Origin of the sequence: Methylibium sp., assembly GCF_965279545.1 — a bacterium.
Classification (GTDB): domain Bacteria; phylum Pseudomonadota; class Gammaproteobacteria; order Burkholderiales; family Burkholderiaceae_C; genus Methylibium.
Map to the genome: position 1 here is coordinate 3,047,583 of NZ_OZ257250.1, position 19,705 is coordinate 3,067,287.

At 69.5% G+C, this 19,705-nt stretch carries 15 protein-coding genes; all 15 read right to left on the reverse strand.

The genetic code is table 11. The features are described 5' to 3' along the window. Nucleotides 1–49: 49 nt before the first annotated feature. The 15 genes from murG to ACQY9S_RS14360 all read right to left on the reverse strand — a co-directional run bounded on the left by murG (nt 50) and on the right by ACQY9S_RS14360 (nt 19,609). Nucleotides 50–1,153, reverse strand: coding sequence for an undecaprenyldiphospho-muramoylpentapeptide beta-N-acetylglucosaminyltransferase (murG, locus tag ACQY9S_RS14290; protein WP_428420428.1), 1,104 nt, complete (start codon nt 1,151–1,153; stop codon nt 50–52). Between the two features lie 406 nt (nt 1,154–1,559). Further along, the gene (gene ftsW, locus ACQY9S_RS14295) at nt 1,560–2,846 is read right to left on the reverse strand and encodes a putative lipid II flippase FtsW (protein ID WP_428420430.1); all 1,287 of its coding nucleotides are present in this window, start codon (nt 2,844–2,846) and stop codon (nt 1,560–1,562) included. Continuing rightward, nucleotides 2,843–4,582 carry a UDP-N-acetylmuramoyl-L-alanine--D-glutamate ligase gene (gene murD / locus ACQY9S_RS14300; protein WP_428420432.1) on the reverse strand — a complete coding sequence of 580 codons (1,740 nt, stop codon included), beginning with the start codon at nt 4,580–4,582 and terminating at the stop codon, nt 2,843–2,845. Before murD ends, ftsW begins: the two co-directional genes overlap by 4 nt. Nucleotides 4,583–4,592: 10 nt before the next feature. Beyond that, nucleotides 4,593–5,774 carry a phospho-N-acetylmuramoyl-pentapeptide-transferase gene (gene mraY, locus ACQY9S_RS14305; protein ID WP_428420433.1) on the reverse strand — a complete coding sequence of 394 codons (1,182 nt, stop codon included), beginning with the start codon at nt 5,772–5,774 and terminating at the stop codon, nt 4,593–4,595. Between the two features lie 28 nt (nt 5,775–5,802). Continuing rightward, nucleotides 5,803–7,245: a UDP-N-acetylmuramoyl-tripeptide--D-alanyl-D-alanine ligase gene (locus tag ACQY9S_RS14310; protein WP_428420434.1), complete on the reverse strand. Its 1,443-nt coding sequence runs from the start codon at nt 7,243–7,245 to the stop codon at nt 5,803–5,805. Then, nucleotides 7,242–8,774 carry a UDP-N-acetylmuramoyl-L-alanyl-D-glutamate--2,6-diaminopimelate ligase gene (locus ACQY9S_RS14315; RefSeq protein ID WP_428420436.1) on the reverse strand — a complete coding sequence of 511 codons (1,533 nt, stop codon included), beginning with the start codon at nt 8,772–8,774 and terminating at the stop codon, nt 7,242–7,244. The genes ACQY9S_RS14310 and ACQY9S_RS14315 overlap by 4 nt, the downstream gene beginning before the upstream one ends. After that, the gene (locus tag ACQY9S_RS14320; RefSeq protein WP_428420438.1) at nt 8,774–10,597 is read right to left on the reverse strand and encodes a peptidoglycan D,D-transpeptidase FtsI family protein; all 1,824 of its coding nucleotides are present in this window, start codon (nt 10,595–10,597) and stop codon (nt 8,774–8,776) included. The genes ACQY9S_RS14315 and ACQY9S_RS14320 overlap by 1 nt, the downstream gene beginning before the upstream one ends. Continuing rightward, nucleotides 10,594–10,902: a cell division protein FtsL gene (gene ftsL / locus ACQY9S_RS14325; RefSeq protein ID WP_428420440.1), complete on the reverse strand. Its 309-nt coding sequence runs from the start codon at nt 10,900–10,902 to the stop codon at nt 10,594–10,596. Before ftsL ends, ACQY9S_RS14320 begins: the two co-directional genes overlap by 4 nt. Further along, on the reverse strand, nt 10,899–11,855 hold the full coding sequence (gene rsmH / locus ACQY9S_RS14330; protein WP_428420442.1) for a 16S rRNA (cytosine(1402)-N(4))-methyltransferase RsmH: 957 nt from the start codon (nt 11,853–11,855) through the stop codon (nt 10,899–10,901). The genes ftsL and rsmH overlap by 4 nt, the downstream gene beginning before the upstream one ends. Nucleotides 11,856–11,860: 5 nt before the next feature. Then, a complete protein-coding gene (gene mraZ, locus ACQY9S_RS14335) occupies nt 11,861–12,301 on the reverse strand; it encodes a division/cell wall cluster transcriptional repressor MraZ (protein WP_428420443.1) in 441 nt (146 codons plus the stop codon). Nucleotides 12,302–12,586: 285 nt separating this feature from the next. Beyond that, complete coding sequence (locus ACQY9S_RS14340; RefSeq protein WP_428425844.1) at nt 12,587–12,712, reverse strand: hypothetical protein; 126 nt, start codon at nt 12,710–12,712, stop codon at nt 12,587–12,589. A gap of 157 nt (nt 12,713–12,869) precedes the next feature. Further along, the gene (locus ACQY9S_RS14345; RefSeq protein ID WP_428420444.1) at nt 12,870–16,040 is read right to left on the reverse strand and encodes an efflux RND transporter permease subunit; all 3,171 of its coding nucleotides are present in this window, start codon (nt 16,038–16,040) and stop codon (nt 12,870–12,872) included. Further along, the gene (locus ACQY9S_RS14350) at nt 16,037–17,701 is read right to left on the reverse strand and encodes an efflux RND transporter periplasmic adaptor subunit (RefSeq protein ID WP_428420445.1); all 1,665 of its coding nucleotides are present in this window, start codon (nt 17,699–17,701) and stop codon (nt 16,037–16,039) included. Before ACQY9S_RS14350 ends, ACQY9S_RS14345 begins: the two co-directional genes overlap by 4 nt. Nucleotides 17,702–17,703: 2 nt before the next feature. Beyond that, nucleotides 17,704–18,996 carry a TolC family protein gene (locus ACQY9S_RS14355; protein WP_428420446.1) on the reverse strand — a complete coding sequence of 431 codons (1,293 nt, stop codon included), beginning with the start codon at nt 18,994–18,996 and terminating at the stop codon, nt 17,704–17,706. A 181-nt stretch (nt 18,997–19,177) separates the two neighbouring features. Continuing rightward, nucleotides 19,178–19,609, reverse strand: coding sequence for a hypothetical protein (locus ACQY9S_RS14360; RefSeq protein ID WP_428420448.1), 432 nt, complete (start codon nt 19,607–19,609; stop codon nt 19,178–19,180). Nucleotides 19,610–19,705 lie beyond the last annotated feature (96 nt).

Sequence of the window (19,705 nt, forward strand, 5' to 3'; positions counted from 1 at the left end):
TTGGGGCGGCCCGGCGCTCGGCCCGCGTTCGCAAGTGTCTGCAGGTTCATCACAGCACCTCCTTTCGCACGAGACGCTCGATCTCGTCCGCGACGCGTGCCGCGGCCCGCGGGCGCGACAGCGCGCGCGCCTTCTCCGCCATCTCGACCAGCTGCGCGCGGCCGAAGCCGCGCAAGCGTTCGGCCAGGCCCTGCGGCGTCAGCTCGCTCTGCGGCAGGTGCAGCGCCGCACCGTGCTGTGCCATGTAGAGCGCGTTGTCGCGCTGGTGCGAGGTGGTGCTGACGATCAGCGGCACCAGCACGCTGGCCACCCCGGCGGCGCACAGCTCGCTGACCGTCACCGCGCCGGCGCGGCAGATGACCAAGTCGCAGTGGGCCAGGCGCGCTGCCATGTCGTCGATGAAGGCCAGCACCTCGACGCCCTCGTCGATGCCGGCCGCCGCATAGGCGGCCTTCACGCCGTCGCGGTTGAGCTGGCCGGTCTGGTGCAGCACCCACGGGCGTTCGTGCGGCGCCATCAGGGCCAGCGCCTGCGGCAGCGTCTCGTTGAGCACGCGCGCGCCCAGGCTGCCGCCCACCACCAGCAGGCGCAGCGGGCCCTCGCGGCCGGCGTAGCGCTCGGCCGGGGCCGGCAGCGCCTCGATCTCGGCGCGCACCGGGTTGCCGGTGACGACCGCCTGCTTCGTGGTCGCCGCGGCGGCGCCGTCGAAACCGAAGGCGATGCGGTCGGCCACCGGCTTGAGCGCGCGGTTGCTCATCAACAGCGCCGCGTCGGCATTGACCAGCAGCAGCGGCTTGCCGAGCAGCGAGGCCATCAGCCCGCCCGGGAAGCACACGTAGCCGCCCATGCCCAGCACCGCCGTGGCGGCGCGCCGGCGCAAGATCTTCAGGCAGGCCGCGAACGCGCCGAGCAGGCGCAGCCCGCCGGTCAGCGTGTGCACGAGGCCCTTGCCGCGCAGGCCGCTGAACGAGATGGTGTCCATCTCGATGCCCGACTCGGCGGCCGGCGGCACGAGGCGGTTCTCCATGCCCTGCGCGGTGCCGAGCCAGCTGACGGTCCAGCCGCGGTGCTGCATCTCCTGCGCGACGGCCAGGCCGGGGATGATGTGGCCGCCGGTGCCGGCGGCCATGACGACGAGGTGGCGTTGAGTCATGGCGTGACTCCTGCGCTCGCCTGCTGCGTCTTTGGGATCGCGCGATCCGCGGCGCCTTGCCGGCAGGCCTGAGCCCCGCGGGGCAGCGCGCCGGGTCTCGCCCCGGCGGGGCGAGTCACTTTCATTTGCTGGCCCAAATGAAAGTAACCAAAGCAAAGGGCCCGAACCGCATTCGGCCGGCTCTTCTGCCTGGACGATGCGGCCTGTGACGAGCCTCGGTCGGGATCGACCGAGCCCTCGTGAGAGACAAGACGACCCGATGTATTGAGGCTCTTTTCTTTGCCTACTTTCTTTTGAGCCAGCAAAAGAAAGTAGGTCGCCCTGCCGGGGCGAAACCCGACGGGCTGCCGCGCACGGCACCGCGCGAGACCGACGGCCTCGGGCATGTCCTGCATGAGAAAGCCCCTCATGCGCGCCCTCCCCGCATGAGCTGTCGATTCTCGATATCGACGCGCAACACGATCGCCAGCGCCACGCAGTTCATCAGGATCGCCGAGCCGCCGTAGCTCATCAGCGGCAAGGTCAGCCCCTTGGTCGGCAGCACGCCCAGGTTCACGCCCATGTTGATGAAGGCCTGCCCGCCCATCCAGATGCCGAGGCCCTGCGCGAGCAGGCCGGAGAACACGCGGTCGAGCGCGATCGCCTGGCGGCCGATGTGGAAGATGCGCCGCGTGAGCCAGAAGAACGCGGCGATCACGAGCGCGACGCCGACAAAGCCGAGCTCTTCGCCGATCACGGCCAGCAGGAAGTCGGTGTGCGCCTCGGGCAGGTAGTGCAGCTTCTCGACGCTGGAGCCCAGGCCCTGGCCGAAGATCTCGCCGCGGCCCAGCGCGATCAGCGAGTGCGTGAGCTGATAGCCCTTGCCCTGCGCGTACAGCGGGTCCCAGGGCTTCAGGAAGGCGAGGATGCGCTCGGCGCGCCAGGGGCTGGCGACGATCATCGACACGAAGACACCCAGCAGCACCGCGATGCTCAGCAGGAACATGCGGCCGTTGACGCCGCCCAGGAACAGGATGCCCATCGCGACGGCCGCGATGACGATGAAGGCGCCCATGTCGGGCTCGGCCAGCAGCAGCAGGCCGATCACGGCCAGCGCGACGGCCATCGGCGCGACGGCGCGGGTGAAGTGCTCCTTGATCTCCATCTTGCGCACCATGTAGCTCGCGGCGTACATCGCGATGCCCAGCTTCGCCAGTTCGCTCGGCTGGAAACTCATGAAGCCCAGCGGGATCCAGCGCCGCGCGCCCTTGCTGGCACGGCCGATGTGCGGGATCAGCACCAGCACCAGCAGCACCAGCGAGATCACGAACAACCACGGTGCCCAGCGCTCCCACACGCGCAGCGGGACCTGCACCACCGCGAGCGACGCCGCCAGCGCGATCAGCAGGCCGAAGGCGTGACGCACCATCAGGTAGTACGGGGTGGGGGCGAAGCGCGCGGTGCGCGGGTCGTCGGGCAGCGCGATCGAGGTCGAATAGACCATCACCAGACCGAGCGCGAGCAGCGCGATCACGACGCACACCATCGCCTGATCGAAACCCAGCAGGCGTGCCGGCTGGCCGCTGGACACGCTGACCCAGTCGCGGATCGGCAGCGCCTCGCCGCGCGTGCCGCGACCGAGCAAGGCGGCCACGCGCGCCTTCAGCGCGTCGAAGCCGACGCGGGCACCGAGCGCGGCCGGCGACCAGCTCATGCCGTTTCTCCCTGCTCGTGCGCGATGTCGCGCACCTCGTCGCCGAACACTGCGGCGCGCTGCGCGTAGTTGCGGAACATGTCGAGGCTCGCGCAGGCCGGGCTCAGCAGCACCGCGTCGCCGGCGCGGGCCTGGCCGAAGCACCAGCGGGTGGCGGCTTGCAGCGTGTCGTGCCGGGCCAGCGGCACGCCGCCGGGCTCCAGCACGGCCTCGATCGCCGCGGCGTCGCGGCCGATCAACGCGACCGCGCGCGCATGTCGCGCCACGGGGGCGGCCAGCGGCGTGAAGTCCTGGCCCTTGCCGTCGCCACCGAGGATCACCACCAGCTTGGCCGGCGCCTTGTCGGCACCCAGGCCGTCGAGCGCCGCCACCGTGGCGCCGACGTTGGTGCCCTTGCTGTCGTCGTAGGCCTCGACGCCGCCCACCGTGGCGATGAGCTCGACACGGTGCGGCTCGCCGCCGTACTCGCGCAGACCGTGCAGCATCGGCGCGAGCGGCCGGCCTATTGCCGTGGCCAGCGCCAGCGCGGCCAGCGCGTTGGCGGCGTTGTGGCGGCCGCGGATGCGCAGCGCGTCGGCCGGCATCAGCCGCTGCAGGTGGATCTCGTCGGGCTCGTCGCTCTTGCGGCGGCGCAGGGTCTCGTCGGCCTCCAGCGCACGCACCAGCCAGGCCATGCCGTGCTCGACCACGAGGCCGTAGTCGCCGGGGCGCTGCGGCGCGTCGAGCCCGAAGCGGATCACCTTGCGCACCAGCGGCTTGGCGAGGCGGCCCTTCTGCGGCAGCGGCGCGGGAACCATCGCCTCGACCTGCGGGTCGTCGCGGTTGACCACCATCGTGCAGTCCCGGGCGTCGGCCGGGCCGTAGATGCGCGCCTTGGCCGCCGCATAGGCTGCCATCGAGCCGTGCCAGTCGAGGTGGTCCTGCGTGACGTTCAGCACCACCGCAGCGCTCGGCACGAAGCCGCGCACGCCATCGAGCTGGAAGCTCGACAGCTCCAGCACCCAGGCCTCGGGCAGGTGCTCGAACACCGGCGCGGCGGGCGGCGGCGACGCGAGCTGCAGCGGGGCGTCCTCGTCGTCGGGCGGTTCGTCCGGGGACGAGCCCTCACCCCGGCCCTCTCCCACTGGCGCGGGAGAGGGAGCAGGAGACAGCGGTGCCGGATCGGCCCCCTCTCCCGCCCCGGCGGGAGAGGGCTGGGGTGAGGGCAGCACTGCCTGCATCTCACCCTCCTGATCCAGCGCTGCCGCCAGCGTGCCCAGCATCGTCGGGCCCACGTTGCCGGCCACCGCGACGCGCAGCCCGCTGCGCTCGACGAGCTGGCCGCACATCACCGTGGTGGTGGTCTTGCCGTTGGTGCCGGTGATCGCGATCACCTTCGGCGCGTAGCCGCGCCCGGCCTTCAGTTCGGTCAGCGCCTGCGCGAACAGGTCGAGTTCGCCTTCGACCGGCACGCCCAGCTCCGCGGCGCGCGCCAGCAGCGGCGCCAGCGCCGGGTCGAGCGGCGACAGGCCAGGACTCTTGAGCACGCGCTGCACGCCGTCCAGCAGCCCGGCGTCGAAACCGCAGCTCAGCGTCGCTCCCGGCACGTGCTGCGCCAGCGCCGCGGCCTGCGGCGGGGCCTCGCGCGTGTCGGCCACGCGCACGAGCGCGCCACCGCGGGCGCACCACTGCGCCATCGCGAGGCCGGAATCTCCCAGGCCCAGCACGAGAACGGTTTGATCCTGCAGTGCGTTCATGGCGTCCGGCTCAGCGCAACTTCAGGCTCGACAAGCCGACCAGGCACAACAGCATGGTGATGATCCAGAAACGCACGACGACCTGCGTTTCCTTCCAGCCGGATTTCTCGAAGTGGTGGTGCAGCGGCGCCATCAGCAGGATGCGCCGCCCGGCACCGTAGCGCCGCTTCGTGTACTTGAACCAGGCGACCTGGGCCATCACCGACAAGGCTTCGAGCACGAAGATGCCGCCCATGATCCCGAGCAGGATCTCCTGGCGCACGATGACGGCGATGGTGCCGAGCGCGCCGCCCAGCGCGAGCGCGCCCACGTCGCCCATGAACACCTGCGCCGGGTAGGCGTTGAACCACAGGAAGGCCAGGCCCGAGCCGGCCAGCGCGGCACAGAAGATCATCAGCTCGCCGGCGCCGGGGATGTGCGGCAGCAGCAGGTAGTTCGAGTACACCGAACTGCCGGTCGCGTAGGCGAAGATGCCCAGCACCGAGCCGACCATCACCACCGGCATGATCGCCAGGCCGTCGAGCCCGTCGGTCAGGTTGACCGCGTTGCTGCTGCCGACGATCACGAGGTAGGTGAGGATGATGAAGCCGAACACGCCGAGCGGGTAGCTGATGCTCTTGAAGAAGGGCACGATCAGGTCGGCCTTGGGCGGCAGGTCGTTCGAGAAGCCGCTCTGCACCCAGCGCATGAAGAGTTCGAGCACGCGCAGGTTGGAGGTCTCCGACACGCTGAACGCGAGGTAGAGCGCGGCGACGAGGCCGATCACGGACTGCCAGAAGTACTTCTCGCGCGAACGCATGCCTTCGGGGTTCTTGTCGACCACCTTGCGCCAGTCGTCGACCCAGCCGATCGCGCCGAAGCCGAAGGTGACGATCATCACGATCCAGACGAAGCGGTTGCTCCAGTCGAACCACAGCAGCGTGCTGATTGCGATCGCCAGCAGGATCAGCGCACCGCCCATCGTCGGCGTGCCCTGCTTGGCCATGTGCTCGGCAACGCCGTACTCGCGGATCGGCTGGCCGATCTTCAGGTGGGCCAGCCGCTTGATCACGAAGGGCCCGAGCGCCAGGCCGATCAGCAGCGCCGTCATGGCCGCCATCACGGCGCGAAAGGTCAGGTACTGGAACACGCGCAGGAAACCCAGCTGCTCCGGGTAGAGCACCTGCAACCATTGCGACAGGGTGATCAGCATGGTCGTCCTCGCGCCGGCATCTCGATGCTCATGAGCGTTCTCCCCCGGGGGTTTCGGCGCTCGCCTGCAGCGCCGCGACCACCTGTTCCATCTTCATGAAGCGCGACCCCTTGACGACGATCGCTGCCGCGTCGGGAACGGCCGGCGCCAGTGCCCGCTCACCGCCCCCGCCACCGACGCCCAAGGCCGCGATCAGCTCGCCGACGCTCGCGAAGGCCCGCGCGGCCGGCCCGAAGGCGGATGCCGCCGCCGCGCTGGCCGCACCGGCCGTCCACAGCGCGTCGACCTGGCGTGCTGCGGCGTAGGCACCGACCTCGGCATGGAAGGCCGGGCCCTGGTCGCCGACCTCGCCCATGTCGCCGAGCACCAGCCAGCGCGGGCCCGGCAAGGTGGCCAGCACGTCGATCGCCGCGCGCACCGAGTCCGGGTTGGCGTTGTAGCTGTCGTCGATCAGCGTGACCGACCGGCCGCCGCGCTGCAGCGCCTTGACCTGCGAGCGGCCCTTGACCGGCGAGAAGGCTTCGAGGCCGCGTGCAATGGCTTGCAGCGGACAACCGGCGGCCAGCGCGCAGGCGGTCGCGGCGAGCGCGTTCCTGACGTTGTGCCAGCCCGCCACGTGCAGCCGGATCGCGGTGGCACCGACCGGTGTGTGCAGCACGGCGGCCCAGTGGTCGTCGCTCCACACCGCCTCGGCCAGCAGGTCGGACGGGCCTTCGAGCGAGAAGCTCAGCGTGGGCCGTGCGCCGGCCAGCGCCTGCCAGACAGCCACGTGGGCATCGTCGGACGGGAAGATCGCAGTGCCGCTCGGGCCGAGCGCCTCGATTACCGCGCCGTTCTCGCGCGCCACCGCCTCGACGCTCGGCATGAACTCCTGGTGTTCGCGCTGCGCGTTGTTGACCAGCGCGACCGTGGGCGCGGCCATGCGCGCGAGCTGCGCGATCTCGCCCACGTGGTTCATGCCCAGCTCGACCACCGCGGCGCGGTGCCACGTGTCGCCGTCCTGGCGCAGCCGCAGCAGCGTCAGCGGCACGCCGATGTCGTTGTTGAAGTTGCCTTCGGTCGAGAACGCCGCATCGCCGACCCAGGCGCGCAGGATGCTGGCGATCATCTGCGTGACGGTGGTCTTGCCGTTGCTGCCGGTCACCGCGATCAGCGGCAGGCTCATGCGCGCGCGCCAGTTCGCGGCCAGCGTGCCGAGCGCGGCACGGGTGTCGGTGACCTGCAGGCCCGGCAGGCCGGCCTCGGCGAGGCCGCGTTCGGCGATCGCCGCCACCGCGCCGGCGGCGCGCGCCTGTGGCAGGAAGTCGTGCGCGTCGAAGCGCTCGCCCTCGAGCGCGACGAACAGGTCGCCGGCGCGCAGCGTGCGGGTGTCGCTGTGCACGCGCAGGATCTGCGCGGCCGGATCGCCGACCAGCGTCGAGCCCGGCAGCAGGCCGTGCGCGAGCCGCAGGTCCATCATCACGCCGCTCATGCCGCTGCCCCTCGCGCCGCCAGCGCGCGCTGCGCCTCGGCGACATCGGAGAACGGCTGCTTGACGCCCGCGATCTCCTGGTAGTCCTCGTGCCCCTTGCCGGCGACCAGCAGCACGTCGTGCGCATCGGCCGTGCCGACGGCCCGTGCGATCGCCGCGCGGCGGTCCTCGATCACTTCGGCTTTCGCGGGCGACACGAAGCCGGCCACGACGCCGGCCAGGATCGCCGCCGGCAGCTCGTCGCGCGGGTTGTCGCTGGTCGCGATCACGCGATCGGCCAGACGCTCGGCGACCGCCGCCATCAGCGGGCGCTTGGTGGCGTCGCGGTTGCCGCCACAGCCGAACACGCACAGCAGCCGCCCGCCGCGCGCGCGGGCCAGCGGGCGCAGCGCCGTCAGGGCCTTCTCCAGCGCGTCGGGGGTGTGCGCGTAGTCGACGATGACTTCCGGGCCGTTCGGCGCCGGACTGCGCGACGTGCCCTGCGGCCCGGCTGCCGACACCCTTTGCATGCGCCCCGGCACGGACGTGAGCTGCGGCACCACGCGCACCGCCTCGGCCAGCGGCACGCCGAGCGCACGCAGGCCGCCGATGACGGCCAGCAGGTTGGCAGCGTTGTAGTCGCCGATCAGGCCGCTGCGCACCGGCAGCGCCGTGCCGCCTTCGTAGAGCGTGAACGCGAGCCCGCCATCGACGTAGCCGAGGTCGCGGGCGCGCAGCCGCACGTCGTCGCGCTCGAGCGAATAGGTCCACAGGTCCGGCACGTGGCCGGCCAGACTGCCGGCCAGTTCGGCGCCCTGCGCGTCGTCGAGGTTGACCGCCGCCGCCTTCAGCCCGGGCCAGCCGAACAGCACGCGCTTGGCCGCCCAGTAAGCGTCCATGCTGCCGTGGTAGTCGAGGTGGTCGCGCGTGAAGTTGGTGAACAGCGCCACCTCGATGCGCAGCGCGGCGAGCCGGTGCTCGTTGAGCCCGATCGACGAGGCCTCGATCGCACAGGCCTTGAAGCCGGTGTCGACCATGCGGCGCAGGCCGCCGTGCAGCGTCACCGGGTCGGGAGTCGTGAGGCCGGTGAACTCGATGCGCGCATCGCCCCCGGGCAGCGGCGGCTCGCCGATGCCGAGCGTGCCGACCACGCCGCAGCGCCGGCCCAGCAGCGTCAGCGCCTGGGCGGTCCACCACGCGGTGGAGGTCTTGCCGTTGGTGCCGGTGGTCGCCACCACCTGCAACTGCTGCGACGGATGGCCGAAGTAGGCGTCGGCGATCGCGCCGGTGGCCGCCTTCAACGCCGGCAGCGTGCCGATGCGCGCATCGTCGAAACCGTGGGCTTCCACGCCATCGGCCTCGACCAGGCAGGTCGCGGCGCCGGCGGCCAGTGCGGCCGGCACGAAGCGGCGGCCATCGGTCGCGTGACCGGGCCAGGCAATGAAGGCGTCCCCGCGCTGCACGAGGCGGCTGTCGGTGCGCAGCGTGCCGGTGGTCCATTCCTGGAGCCAGCGGGCGGCGGCGGCGGGCGAACGCAGGGCGGTGAGCATCAGAAGCTCTCCTCCACGGCGTCCTCGTGGCGCGCGACGATCTGCGGCTTGACGTCGAGGTCGGGCGCCACGCCCATCGCCTGCAGCGTCTTCTGCACCACCTCGCTGAACACCGGCGCGGCGACATCGCCGCCGAAGTACTTGCCCGCGTTCGGCTCGTCGACCATCACCGCGACCACGATACGCGGGTTGTTGATCGGCGCCAGCCCGACGAACCAGGCGCGGTACTTCTTGTCGGCGTAACCCTTGCCTTCCTGCTTGTGCGCGGTGCCGGTCTTGCCGCCGACCGAGTAGCCGATCGCCTGCGCCCTGGGCGCGGTGCCGCCGTCGCCGGCCGCCATCTGCAGCATGTGGCGCACGGCGCGCGCGGTTTCGGGCGAGAACACGCGCACGCCGGTGCCCGGCGGCTGTGCAAGGGTGATGCTGGTCGAGATGAGTTCGCCGTCGCGCGCGAACACCGTGTAGGCGCGGGCGAGCTGGAACAGACTGACGGACAGGCCGTAGCCATAGCTCATGGTCGCCTGCTCGATCGGCCGCCAGGTCTTGTAGGGCCGCAGGCGGCCCGTGACCGCACCGGGGAAGTCGATCTGCGGCTTCTGGCCCAGGCCGACCGCGCTGAAGGTTTCCCACATCTCGCGCGGCTGCATCTGCATCGCCATCTTGACGGTGCCGACGTTGCTCGACTTCTGGATCACCTGCTCGACGGTGAGCGCGCCGTGCGGATGGGCGTCGCTGATGGTGCTGCCGGTGATCGTCAGGCGCCCCGGTGCGGTGTCGATCACCGTCGACGGCGTGACCCGGCCGGTCTCCAGCGCGAGCCCGACGATGAAGGGCTTCATCGTCGAGCCGGGCTCGAAGGTGTCGGTCAGCGCGCGGTTGCGCAGCTGCCCGCCGCCGAGGTTGTGGCGCTCGCCCGGCGTGTAGCTCGGGTAGTTGGCCAGCGCCAGCACCTCGCCGCGCTGCACATCGAGCACCACCACGCTGCCGGCCTTGGCCTTGTGCTCGGCCACCGCGTCGCGGATGCGCTGGTAGGCGAAGAACTGCACCTTGGTGTCGATCGCGAGCTCGATGTCGCGGCCGTCGACCGGCGGCACGCTCTCGCCGATGTCCTCGACCACGCGACCGCGCCGGTCCTTGATGACGCGGCGCGAGCCGTCGCGGCCCGACAACGCGCCCTGGAACGCCAGCTCGATGCCCTCCTGCCCGCGGTCCTCGACATTGGTGAAGCCGACCACGTGCGCCGCCGCCTCGCCGGCGGGGTAGCGGCGCTTGTACTCGGTGAGCTGGTGCACGCCCTTCAGGTTCAGCGCGCGCACCTGCAGGGCGACCGGCTCGTCGATCTGGCGACGCAGGTAGACGAAATTCGGGTTGTCCGACAGGCGGCGCTCCAGCTCGCCCGAGCTCATGTCGAGCAGCCTCGCGAGCTGGCGCTTCTCGGCCGCCGACGCGGTGACGTCGCGCGGAATGGCCCACACGGTCGGCGCCTCCACGCTGGAGGCGAGCAGCTCGCCGCTGCGGTCGGTGATGCGGCCGCGATTGGCCGGCAGGTCCAGCTTGTACGCGTAGCGGTTCGCGCCCTGCTGCTGGTAGAACTCGGTGCCGATCACCTGCACGTAGACCGCGCGGCCGAGCAGCAGCAGGAAGCCGGCGCCGACCAGGCCGACCAGGAACTTCGAGCGCCACGGCGGCGTCTTGGAGGCCAGCAACGGGCTGCTCGCATAGCGCACGCTGCGCGCGCTCACGGCACCGCTGGCGGCGCGCGCGCCCGGGCGACGGGGCCGGCCCTTGCCGCCGCGGTCGAACAGCCTGGCGATCCAGCTCATCGGCGCCCCTCGGCCGCATCGGGCGCGGGCTCGGCGGCCGGCGCCGGGGGAACGACGTACTCCGTGACCGCCGGCGTGGCGCTGCGCATGCCCAGCCGGTCGCGCGCAACCTTCTCCACGCGCAGCGGCGTGGCCTGCGCCCGCGCATCGACCAGCAGCCGTTCATGGTCGCTCTCGAGCTTCAGGGCCAGCGCCTGTGCGCGGTCGAGCTCGGCGAACAGGCGCCGTGACTCGTAGGACACCTTGACGAGGTAGAGCGAGCTGCACACCAGCGCGATCAGCAGCATGACGTTGAGCCGGGTCATGCAGACACCCCCACGTCCGTGCGTTCCGCGACCCGCAGGATCGCGGAACGCGAGCGCGGGTTCGCCGCCACCTCTTCGGCGCTCGGCTTCACCCGCGTCACGGCGCGCAGCCGCATCGGCTTGGGCGGCGCGAACGGCGCCCGGCGGTCGACCAACTCCTTGCTGTGGCTCGCGATGAAGGTCTTGACGATGCGGTCTTCGAGCGAATGAAAGCTGATCACGACCAGCCGCCCCCCGGGCTTCAGGCATTGGAGCGCCGCCGCGAGGCCTTGTTCGAGCTGCGTCAGCTCCGCGTTGACGAAGATGCGCAAGGCCTGAAAGGTGCGCGTGGCCGGGTTCTGGCCCGGCTCGCGGGTCTTGACCGCCTGCGCCACGACCTCGGACAGCGCCTCGGTGGTGCGCACCGCGCGCCCGCCCAGCCGGCGCGCCACCAGCGCGCGGGCGATCGCCGTCGCGAAGCGCTCCTCGCCATAGTCGCGGATCACCGTGGCGATCTCGCGTTCGTCGGCGCGCGCCAGGTAGTCGGCCGCGCTCTCGCCGCGCGTCGGGTCCATGCGCATGTCGAGCGGGCCGCTGGCGCGAAAGCTGAAGCCGCGCTCGGGGTTGTCGATCTGCGGCGAGCTCACGCCCAGGTCCAGCAGCAAGCCGTCAATGCGCGTCACGCCGCGCGCCGCCAGCAGGGCCGGCAGTTCGCTGTAGGCCGCATGCTCGATGTGAAAGCGCGGGTCCGTGACCCGCGCCGCGCCCGAGGTGGCATGCGCCACCGCGTCGGGGTCGCGGTCGATCGCCAGCAGGCGCCCCGCGTCCGACAGCCGGGAGAGGATCAGCCGCGAGTGCCCGCCGCGGCCGTAGGTGCCGTCGACATAGAGCCCGCTTGGCGCCGTCACGAGGGCATCGACCGCCTCGTGCAGCAGGACGGTGGTGTGCTGCCAAGACCCTGCTCCCTGGTTCATGGGCGTCAAAAGGAGAAGTCGCCCAAGGTCTCGGGCAGGCCCTGCTGCATGACCTCGGCTTCGTGCGCCTGATAGCGCTGCACGTCCCAGAGTTCGAAGTGGCTGCCCATGCCGAGCAGCATCACATCCCTGGACAGGCCGGCCGCCTGGCGCAGTTCGGGCGAGACCAGCACGCGCGAGCTGCCGTCGATCTCGACGTCCATGGCATTGCCGAGAAAGATGCGCTTCCAGCCTTCGGCGCGCATCGGCAGCGCGGCGACCTTGTCGCGAAAGCTCTCCCACGCCGGACGGGGAAAGAGCAGCAGGCAGCCGACCGGGTGCTTGGTGAGCGTGAGCTGGCCTTGCGCCAGGGCGCTCAAGGCGTCGCGATGGCGCGCCGGGACGGCCAGCCGCCCTTTTGCGTCGAGCGCGAGCGCCGAAGCCCCCTGGAAAACAATCTCTGCCACGGAATCCCACTAAAGTGCACTTTGCCCCACTTTAGCGGAGCCCTGCAGGCGGGTCAACCGGAGATGTAAGGAAATCTCAATGAAATCAAGCACTTAGACACGATTTCGCAGGTGATATCAAGAAAATATCGTTCTAAAAGAACGACTTGCGAAGTCCTGTGGAAGTGAAAGATGAACTGGCCCCCGATCACGGCGAGGCGCTCCGTCGGTCCTGGGAACCCCAGAGCCGGTCGTGAACTCCCTCCCCAGCGAGATCGCGAAAACACTACGAGATCGCGAAGTCCCCTACGAGGTCGTGAAGTAGCCGCCACGTTGGCTGCAAGAGCGCAGTCCTGACGAGGCCGGCATGCCGGCCTCGGCCTGCCTCAAGAACCCGACGATCTGCTCGTCCGTGAACCTGCTCTTCTTCATGTCCGTTCCTTCCTCGGAAAACGGACTCTACTAACCTTGATCTGGACCGCCTCACGGGGGGCAGGTCAGCAGCACCGAACCACAGGCGCCCGCACCCGCCAGCGCCACGCAAAGCAGCAGCGCAGCGCTAACGAAGGTGCACCAGCTTCGGATGTGGTCAGACCGTCGCTTGCTGCCTCCGCCAGAACGCGAAGCGCCATGCCGTGGGCTCACGTTTGCGCCGCATCAGCAGGTACGCAGCAGGAATCACGAACATCGACAGCAGCGGTGCGGTGATCATCCCGCCCACCATCGGTGCGGCGATGCGCTGCATCACCTCGGAGCCTGTGCCCGTGCCCCACATGATCGGGAACAGGCCGGCCAGGATCACCGCGACAGTCATCGCCTTGGGCCGCACGCGCAAGACCGCGCCTTCGCGAATCGCATCGAGCAGGTCGTCGGTCGTCGTTGTGCCGGCATCCACACGCTCGCCCCAAGCCTGCTTCAGGTACAGCAGCATGATCACACCGAACTCGGCCGACACGCCGGCCAGCGCGATGAAGCCGACCGCCCCAGCCACCGACAGGTTGTAGCTCAGCAGGTACAGCAGCCAGATGCCACCGACCAGCGCGAAAGGCAGCGTCGCCATGATCAGCAGCGCCTCGTCGAAGCGCTTGAAGGTCAGGTACAGCAGCACGAAGATGATCAGCAGCGTGAACGGCACGACGACCTTCAGCTTCGCGGTCGCGCGCTCCAGGAACTCGAACTGGCCCGACCACGAGATCGAATAGCCCGCCGGCAGGACCACCTTCTCGGCGACCACGCGCTGCATGTCCTGCACCGCCGAGCGCAGATCGCGACCACGGATGTCGACGTAGACCCAGCCCGACAGCCGTGCGTTCTCGCTGCGCAGCATCGGCGGGCCATCGGTGATGCGGATGTCGGCCACATCGGAGAGCACCAGCCGCGCCCCCCTCTCGGTGACGATGGGCAGCACGCGCAGCTTCTCCAGAGAATCGCGCGTCTCTCGTGGATAGCGCAGGTTGATCGGGAAGCGCTGCAGGCCTTCCACGGTCTCTCCGACGTTGTCACCGCCCACCGCCGAGCTGATGACGGACTGCACATCGGCGATGTTCATGCCGAAGCGTGCCGCCGCGTCGCGGTTGATCGTCACGTCCACATAGCGGCCACCGGTCAGCCGCTCGGCCAGCGCACTGCTGACACCGGGCACATCCTTCAGCGCCTTCTCGATCTCGCCCGTCACGCGGTCGATCACGGCCAGGTCGGTGCCGGCCACTTTCACGCCCACCGGGCTCTTGATGCCAGTGGCCAGCATGTCGATGCGGTTGCGGATCGGCGGCACCCAGATGTTGGCCACACCTGGCACCTTGACGATACGGTCGAGTTCATCGACCAGCTTGTCCTGCGTCATACCGGGCCGCCACTGACTCTTTGGCTTGAACTGGATCGTGGTCTCGAACATCTCCATGGGGGCCGGATCGGTCGCGGTCTCGGCGCGGCCGGCCTTGCCGTAGACGCTCGCGACCTCGGGCACGGTCTTGATGAGCCGATCGGTCTGTTGTAGCAACTCGGCCGCCTTTCCGGCCGAGAGGCCCGGCAGCGCCGACGGCATGTACAGCAGGTCGCCTTCGTCGAGACGTGGCATGAACTCGCCGCCGATGTGCTGCAGCGGCCACAGGCTCAGCACCAAAGCCACGGCAGCGACCGCCAGTGTGGTCTTGGGTGCAAGCAATACGACGTTCAGCAGCGGCCGGTAGACCGCGATCAGGAACCGGTTCAACGGGTTGGTCTTCTCGTCAGGTATGCGCCCCCGGATCAGGTAGCCCATCAGCACGGGGATCAGCGTCGCTGACAGGCCCGCCGCCGCGGCCATCGCATACGTCTTCGTGAAGGCCAACGGCGAGAACAGCCGCCCCTCCTGCGCTTCCAGCGTGAACACCGGGATGAAGCTCAGCGTGATGATCAGCAGCGAGAAGAACAGCGCGGGCCCGACCTCGGCGGCCGAGTCACCGATCACGCGCCAGCGCGCTTCGCCTTCGAGCTTCTGGTCCGGATGCTCGTGGCTCCAGCGCTCCAGGTGCTTGTGCGCGTTCTCGATCATCACGACCGCCGCATCGACCATCGCGCCGATCGCGATCGCGATGCCACCCAGCGACATGATGTTGGCGTTCACGCCCTGGTAGTGCATCACGATGAACGCGGCCAGGATGCCCAGCGGCAGCGAGACGATGGCGACGAAGGCGGAGCGCAGGTGGAACAGGAAGATGAAACACACCACCGCGACGACAACGAACTCCTCGAGCAGCTTGTGCCCGAGGTTGTCCACTGCACGCTCGATCAGGCCTGAGCGGTCGTAGACCGGCACGATCTCCACGCCCTTGGGCAGGCTCGCCTGCAAGGTCTTGAGCTTCTCCTTGACCGCCGCAATCGTCTCCAGCGCGTTCTTGCCCGAGCGCATCACGATCACGCCGCCGGCAGCCTCGCCTTCGCCATCGAGTTCGCCGATGCCGCGCCGCATCTCCGGCCCGACCTGGATACGAGCCACGTCACCGAGGCGCACCGACACCCCGGCCGCCGTGCTAACCAGCGGCACCTTGCGGAAGTCGTCGAGCGACTGCAGGTAGCCCGAGGCCCGCACCACGTACTCGGCCTCGCCGAGTTCGAGCACCGAGCCGCCCGCTTCCTGGTTCGACTTCTGGATCGCCTCGACCACCTTGGTGTGCGCAATGCCGTAGGCAGCCAGCTTGTCGGGGTCGAGCAGGATTTGGTACTGGCGCACCATGCCACCGACCGAGGCCACCTCGGCCACGTTCGGCACGGTCTTCAGCTCGAACTTCAGGAACCAGTCCTGCAAAGCGCGCAGTTGCCCTGCGTCCTGCGTGCCGCTGCGATCGACCACCGAATACTGGTAGATCCAGCCGACACCGGTCGCGTCCGGCCCGAGCGAGGCCTTCGCGCCGGGCGGCAATTTCGATTGCACCTGGTTCAGGTACTCCAGCACCCGCGAGCGTGCCCAGTACGGGTCGGTGCCGTCTTCGAACAGTACATAGACGAAGCTGTCGCCGAAGAACGAGTAGCCACGGACCGTCTTCGCCCCCGGCACCGACAGCATCGTCGTCGTCAGCGGGTAGGTGATCTGATTCTCGACGATGCGCGGCGCCTGGCCCGGGTAGGTCGTGCGGATGATGACCTGCACGTCAGACAAGTCGGGCAGCGCGTCCAGCGGCGTGCGCAGCAGCGAGTAGACACCCCAGGCACTGAGCATCACGGTCGCCAGCAGCACCAGGAAGCGGTTGGCGATCGACCAGCGGATCAGCTTGGCGATCATGGCTTGCTCCGCGAGGCTGCGGACGCGGGAGCCTTTGGCTCCGGCTGCAGCAAGGTCGTGCTGGTGAGCTGAGGCTGGCTGTTGGCGTCCATGTAGAACTCGAAGTCGATTCGGTCCCCCGCCTCCAGCCCACGCGGCACGCCACCTTTGGGCAGCTTGAAGTCCATGGTCATCGCGCCCCACTTCAGCGACGCGATGGGGCCATGCGACAAGGTCATCGCGTCGCGGCTGATCGCCTCGATCCTTCCGGTGCCGGAATGTCGGGGTGCGGTGTTCGCGGCAGTGGGTGGCGGCTCGACGTTCAACCGCGCCTCCACGCCCTTCAGGCTGGCCTCCGAGTCGATCAGGAATTGCGACGACACGACCACGCGCTGGCCGAGTTGCAAGCCGCGCTTGATTTCGGTCTGCCCGCCGCTCTCGATGCCGATCTCGACATCGACGGGGCGGAAGCGGCCGTTGTCTTCCGCCAGCATCGCGACCGTGCGCTTGCCTGTCTGGATGATGGCTTCGGTGGGAATCAGCAGCACCTTCTCGCTGCGCGTGTCCATGAACTGCATCTGCACGAACATGCCCGGCACCAGCGCGCCGTTGGCGTTCGCGAGTTCGAGGCGGGCCTTCAGCGTGCGCGTGGTGGCATTGACCTCGGGCAGGATGGCCTGCACCTTGCCGTCGAACTTCGTGCCGGGGACGGCCGGGCTCGTGGCCTGGACCTTCGCACCCGGTCGCAGCAGCGCCGCCTGGCTCTCGGGCACTTCGGCATTCGCCCACACGGTGCCCAGGCCGTTGATGCGGAACAGCGTGGCACCAGCCATCACCGTCATGCCCTCGCGCACCATCAGCTCGGTAACGACACCGCCGATCGGTGCGACCAGCGTGATGCGCGGCTGGGTGCGTCCGGTGCTTTCGACCAGCGCGATCTGCGTGTCGCTCATGCCGACCTGGCGCATGCGCTGTCGTGCGCCGTCGACGAGCGATGCCAAGTCGGTGCCCTGCATCCGGCGCACCGACAGGAACTCTTCCTGCGCGGCGATCCAATCCGGCACGTACAGCTCGGCCAGCGCCTGGCCCTTGGCCACGCGGTCGAGCGTGGCGCGAACGTGCAGGCGCTCGACGTAGCCGGTGGCCCGGGCCTGCACGATGACCTGGTCGCGCTCGTTGAAGGCGATGCTGCCGACCGCAGACACCTGCGGCGACAGCGTGCCTTCGGTGACGGCGGCGGTGCGCACGCCCAGGTTCTGCTGGATGCGCGGACTGACCGTCACCTTGCTGCCGTCACCGTCGCTGTCGGCGTAGACCGGTACCAGCATCATGTCCATGAACGGCGATTTGGCCGGCTTGTCGAACTTGTTCCCCGGCACCATCGGGTCATGGTAGTAGAGGACCTTCTTGCCTGTCATCGGATCGACATCGCCGGCCTTGATGCCCGAGGTGATGTGCCGGCGGGTCGCGTCCTCGCCTTGAGCGATGCTCTGCGGCACCGCTTCGGTGGCGGCGCCGGACGCGGCCGACGCACCATTCGCAGCGGCACCCGCGACGGCGACGGACGCGGATGTGGCGCTCATCCCCATGCCTCGCTGCATGCCGGTCGCATAGAAGCCGTAGCCCGCGGCGCCGAGGATACCGATGGCTGCTAGGCCGATCAGGAGGGGTTTCGTGTTCATGTTCAGCGCTCCTGCTTGTCGATCGAGCCCGTCGGTCGTGTCGAGACCGCGGCGTCGTGCTCCGGTGGCACCAGGTATTCGAGTTGGGCCCAGCGACCTGCGGTTTCCATCTCCAAGCGCAGGCGGTCCATGCGGGTGTCGATCTCCATGCGCCGGGCTTCGAGCACGGCGCCAAGGGGCCCGCTGCCACCCCGGTAGGCGGCCATCGCGGCGCGGGTGCGCTCCATCGCGAGCGGGATCAGCGAGGCGTCGTACTGCGCCAGCCGCTCGCGGTTGCCCTGCCACTCCTGCAACCAGCTTCGCGTCTCGGCCAAGTGCTCACGCGTAGCCTCTTCGCGCTGCGCACGCATCTGCTCGGCCAGCGCGAGCTTGGCGGCCAGGTCACGGTCCTGCCGGTTCTTCTGATCCAGTCGCAGCGGGATCGAGAGATTGACCGACACCATGTTCGAGTAGGCCGGCCCACGCTGGCTATACATCAGCTCTACACTCCAGTCGGAGCGCTTGTTGCTCTGCGCGATGTCGGCGTCCGCACGCGCCATCTCCTCCTGCTTGCGCATCACGGCGATCTCGGGGTGGTGCTCAATCTGACCGGCCAAGCCGTCGGGATGAAAGTGCACGGTCGTCACCGGTGGCAGGTCCCCCAACGGCTGCTCGGCGGCGTCGCCGACCCAGCGTGCGAGGCGGGTCTTGGCGGAGGCGATCTGCCGTTCGGTCAGCCGGATGCGGTCGTCGATCAGCGCGACGGCCGAGCGCGCTGAGAACACGTCAGCCTGCGCTCCGCGCCCGCTCCGGTAGGCCGCATCGGCAGCCTCGATCTGCAGGCTGGCCTCGGTGCGCTGCGAGCGCAGCACCACCAGCATCTGCTCCTGGTAGTGGCGGTCCAGCCAGGCCATCGCGGTGTCGCGCCGCAAGTTGGCCAAGGCCGCGGCGCGAGCGGCTTCGGCCGCTTCAGCTTCGCGGTCGAAGCGTGCCGAGCGCGCCTTGAGCTTGTCGCTGCGAGTGATCTCCTGCATCACACCGACCGAGCGCATGGTCATGAAGTCGCGCGTCAGGCTGAAGCGGTCCGGAGTGTTGATCGGCAGGTTGTTGATGCCGACCTTGAGCGTCGGATCGGGCCGCTGCCCCGCGGCCACGGCCATGTCGCGTGACGCGGCGGCTGCTGCGTCCTGCGCGACGAGCTGCTGCGACCGGTCCTGCGCCGCCCGCAGAGCCTGATCAAGCGTGAGGCTGGCCTGCGCGTGGGCACCGTGGCTGACGAATGCCAGGCAAAGTGCCGAGCAAAGGACGGCCAGCACGGCCCCTCCCCGGCGCGGAAGGTGTGGAACGGAAGAAGCGAACATGGAATCTCCAGACAACGAAACGTCGGCTTCGTGTCGGCCCGGCAGCCAGCGACGGGCACGAGCCCACGCGCGGGACGAGCACGACCGATGCGCCGAGGCGACCCGCAGGGTCGTCAGCGCAGCGTGGTCTGGAGGATCAGATTCGGAAACAGCAGTGCAGGATGGCGTGCGGCGGAGAGGCCGCAACCAGTGCACTCGTCGCATCGGCCGCAGGGCGCGGGGCGGCGGTGGGCTCGGGAGCCAGTGGGGTGACGTACAAGGCGTTGAGCAATGCCGCCGGAACGCTCACAGTCGCAGCCTGATCGCTCTGCTGACCCTGATGGCAATGCTCCGCGCAAAGGTTAGCGAACGACGGGTCCATGGCACCAGCCATGTCTTCGCAATTGGCCATCGGTTGAACGGTGGCACCCTGCGGCGAAGAAGACTGGTCGCCTTGCATGGCATCGGGCGACATCTGCACCTTCGCGGCTGTCAGCCCCGGGCAGGCATAGGCGGAGACAGCCAGCTGCGCCAACAGCACAACGCCGACGAGCATCCGCGCGACCGAACGCGCAAAGCTGCGTCTCATGCCAAACGCCCCTTCAGCTCATGGGCCGCGCGCTCCGCACAAGGCGCAGCGCTGACGCAGAATGCGTCTGCGGTTGCGTCAGCGGTGATCGGCGAG

What these genes read in the sequence shown, in the direction of transcription:
- ftsL (WP_428420440.1), bottom strand. Translation starts at nt 10,902, where the DNA reads ATGACCCGGCTCAACGTCATGCTGCTGATCGCGCTGGTGTGCAGCTCG.
- ACQY9S_RS14345 (WP_428420444.1), bottom strand. Translation starts at nt 16,040, where the DNA reads ATGATCGCCAAGCTGATCCGCTGGTCGATCGCCAACCGCTTCCTGGTG.
- ACQY9S_RS14315 (WP_428420436.1), bottom strand. Translation starts at nt 8,774, where the DNA reads ATGCTCACCGCCCTGCGTTCGCCCGCCGCCGCCGCCCGCTGGCTCCAG.
- ACQY9S_RS14350 (WP_428420445.1), bottom strand. Translation starts at nt 17,701, where the DNA reads ATGAACACGAAACCCCTCCTGATCGGCCTAGCAGCCATCGGTATCCTC.
- mraY (WP_428420433.1), bottom strand. Translation starts at nt 5,774, where the DNA reads ATGCTGATCACCCTGTCGCAATGGTTGCAGGTGCTCTACCCGGAGCAG.
- ftsW (WP_428420430.1), bottom strand. Translation starts at nt 2,846, where the DNA reads ATGAGCTGGTCGCCGGCCGCGCTCGGTGCCCGCGTCGGCTTCGACGCG.
- murG (WP_428420428.1), bottom strand. Translation starts at nt 1,153, where the DNA reads ATGACTCAACGCCACCTCGTCGTCATGGCCGCCGGCACCGGCGGCCAC.
- ACQY9S_RS14360 (WP_428420448.1), bottom strand. Translation starts at nt 19,609, where the DNA reads ATGAGACGCAGCTTTGCGCGTTCGGTCGCGCGGATGCTCGTCGGCGTT.
- murD (WP_428420432.1), bottom strand. Translation starts at nt 4,582, where the DNA reads ATGAACGCACTGCAGGATCAAACCGTTCTCGTGCTGGGCCTGGGAGAT.
- ACQY9S_RS14310 (WP_428420434.1), bottom strand. Translation starts at nt 7,245, where the DNA reads ATGAGCGGCGTGATGATGGACCTGCGGCTCGCGCACGGCCTGCTGCCG.
- ACQY9S_RS14320 (WP_428420438.1), bottom strand. Translation starts at nt 10,597, where the DNA reads ATGAGCTGGATCGCCAGGCTGTTCGACCGCGGCGGCAAGGGCCGGCCC.
- ACQY9S_RS14340 (WP_428425844.1), bottom strand. Translation starts at nt 12,712, where the DNA reads ATGAAGAAGAGCAGGTTCACGGACGAGCAGATCGTCGGGTTCTTGAGG.
- rsmH (WP_428420442.1), bottom strand. Translation starts at nt 11,855, where the DNA reads ATGAACCAGGGAGCAGGGTCTTGGCAGCACACCACCGTCCTGCTGCAC.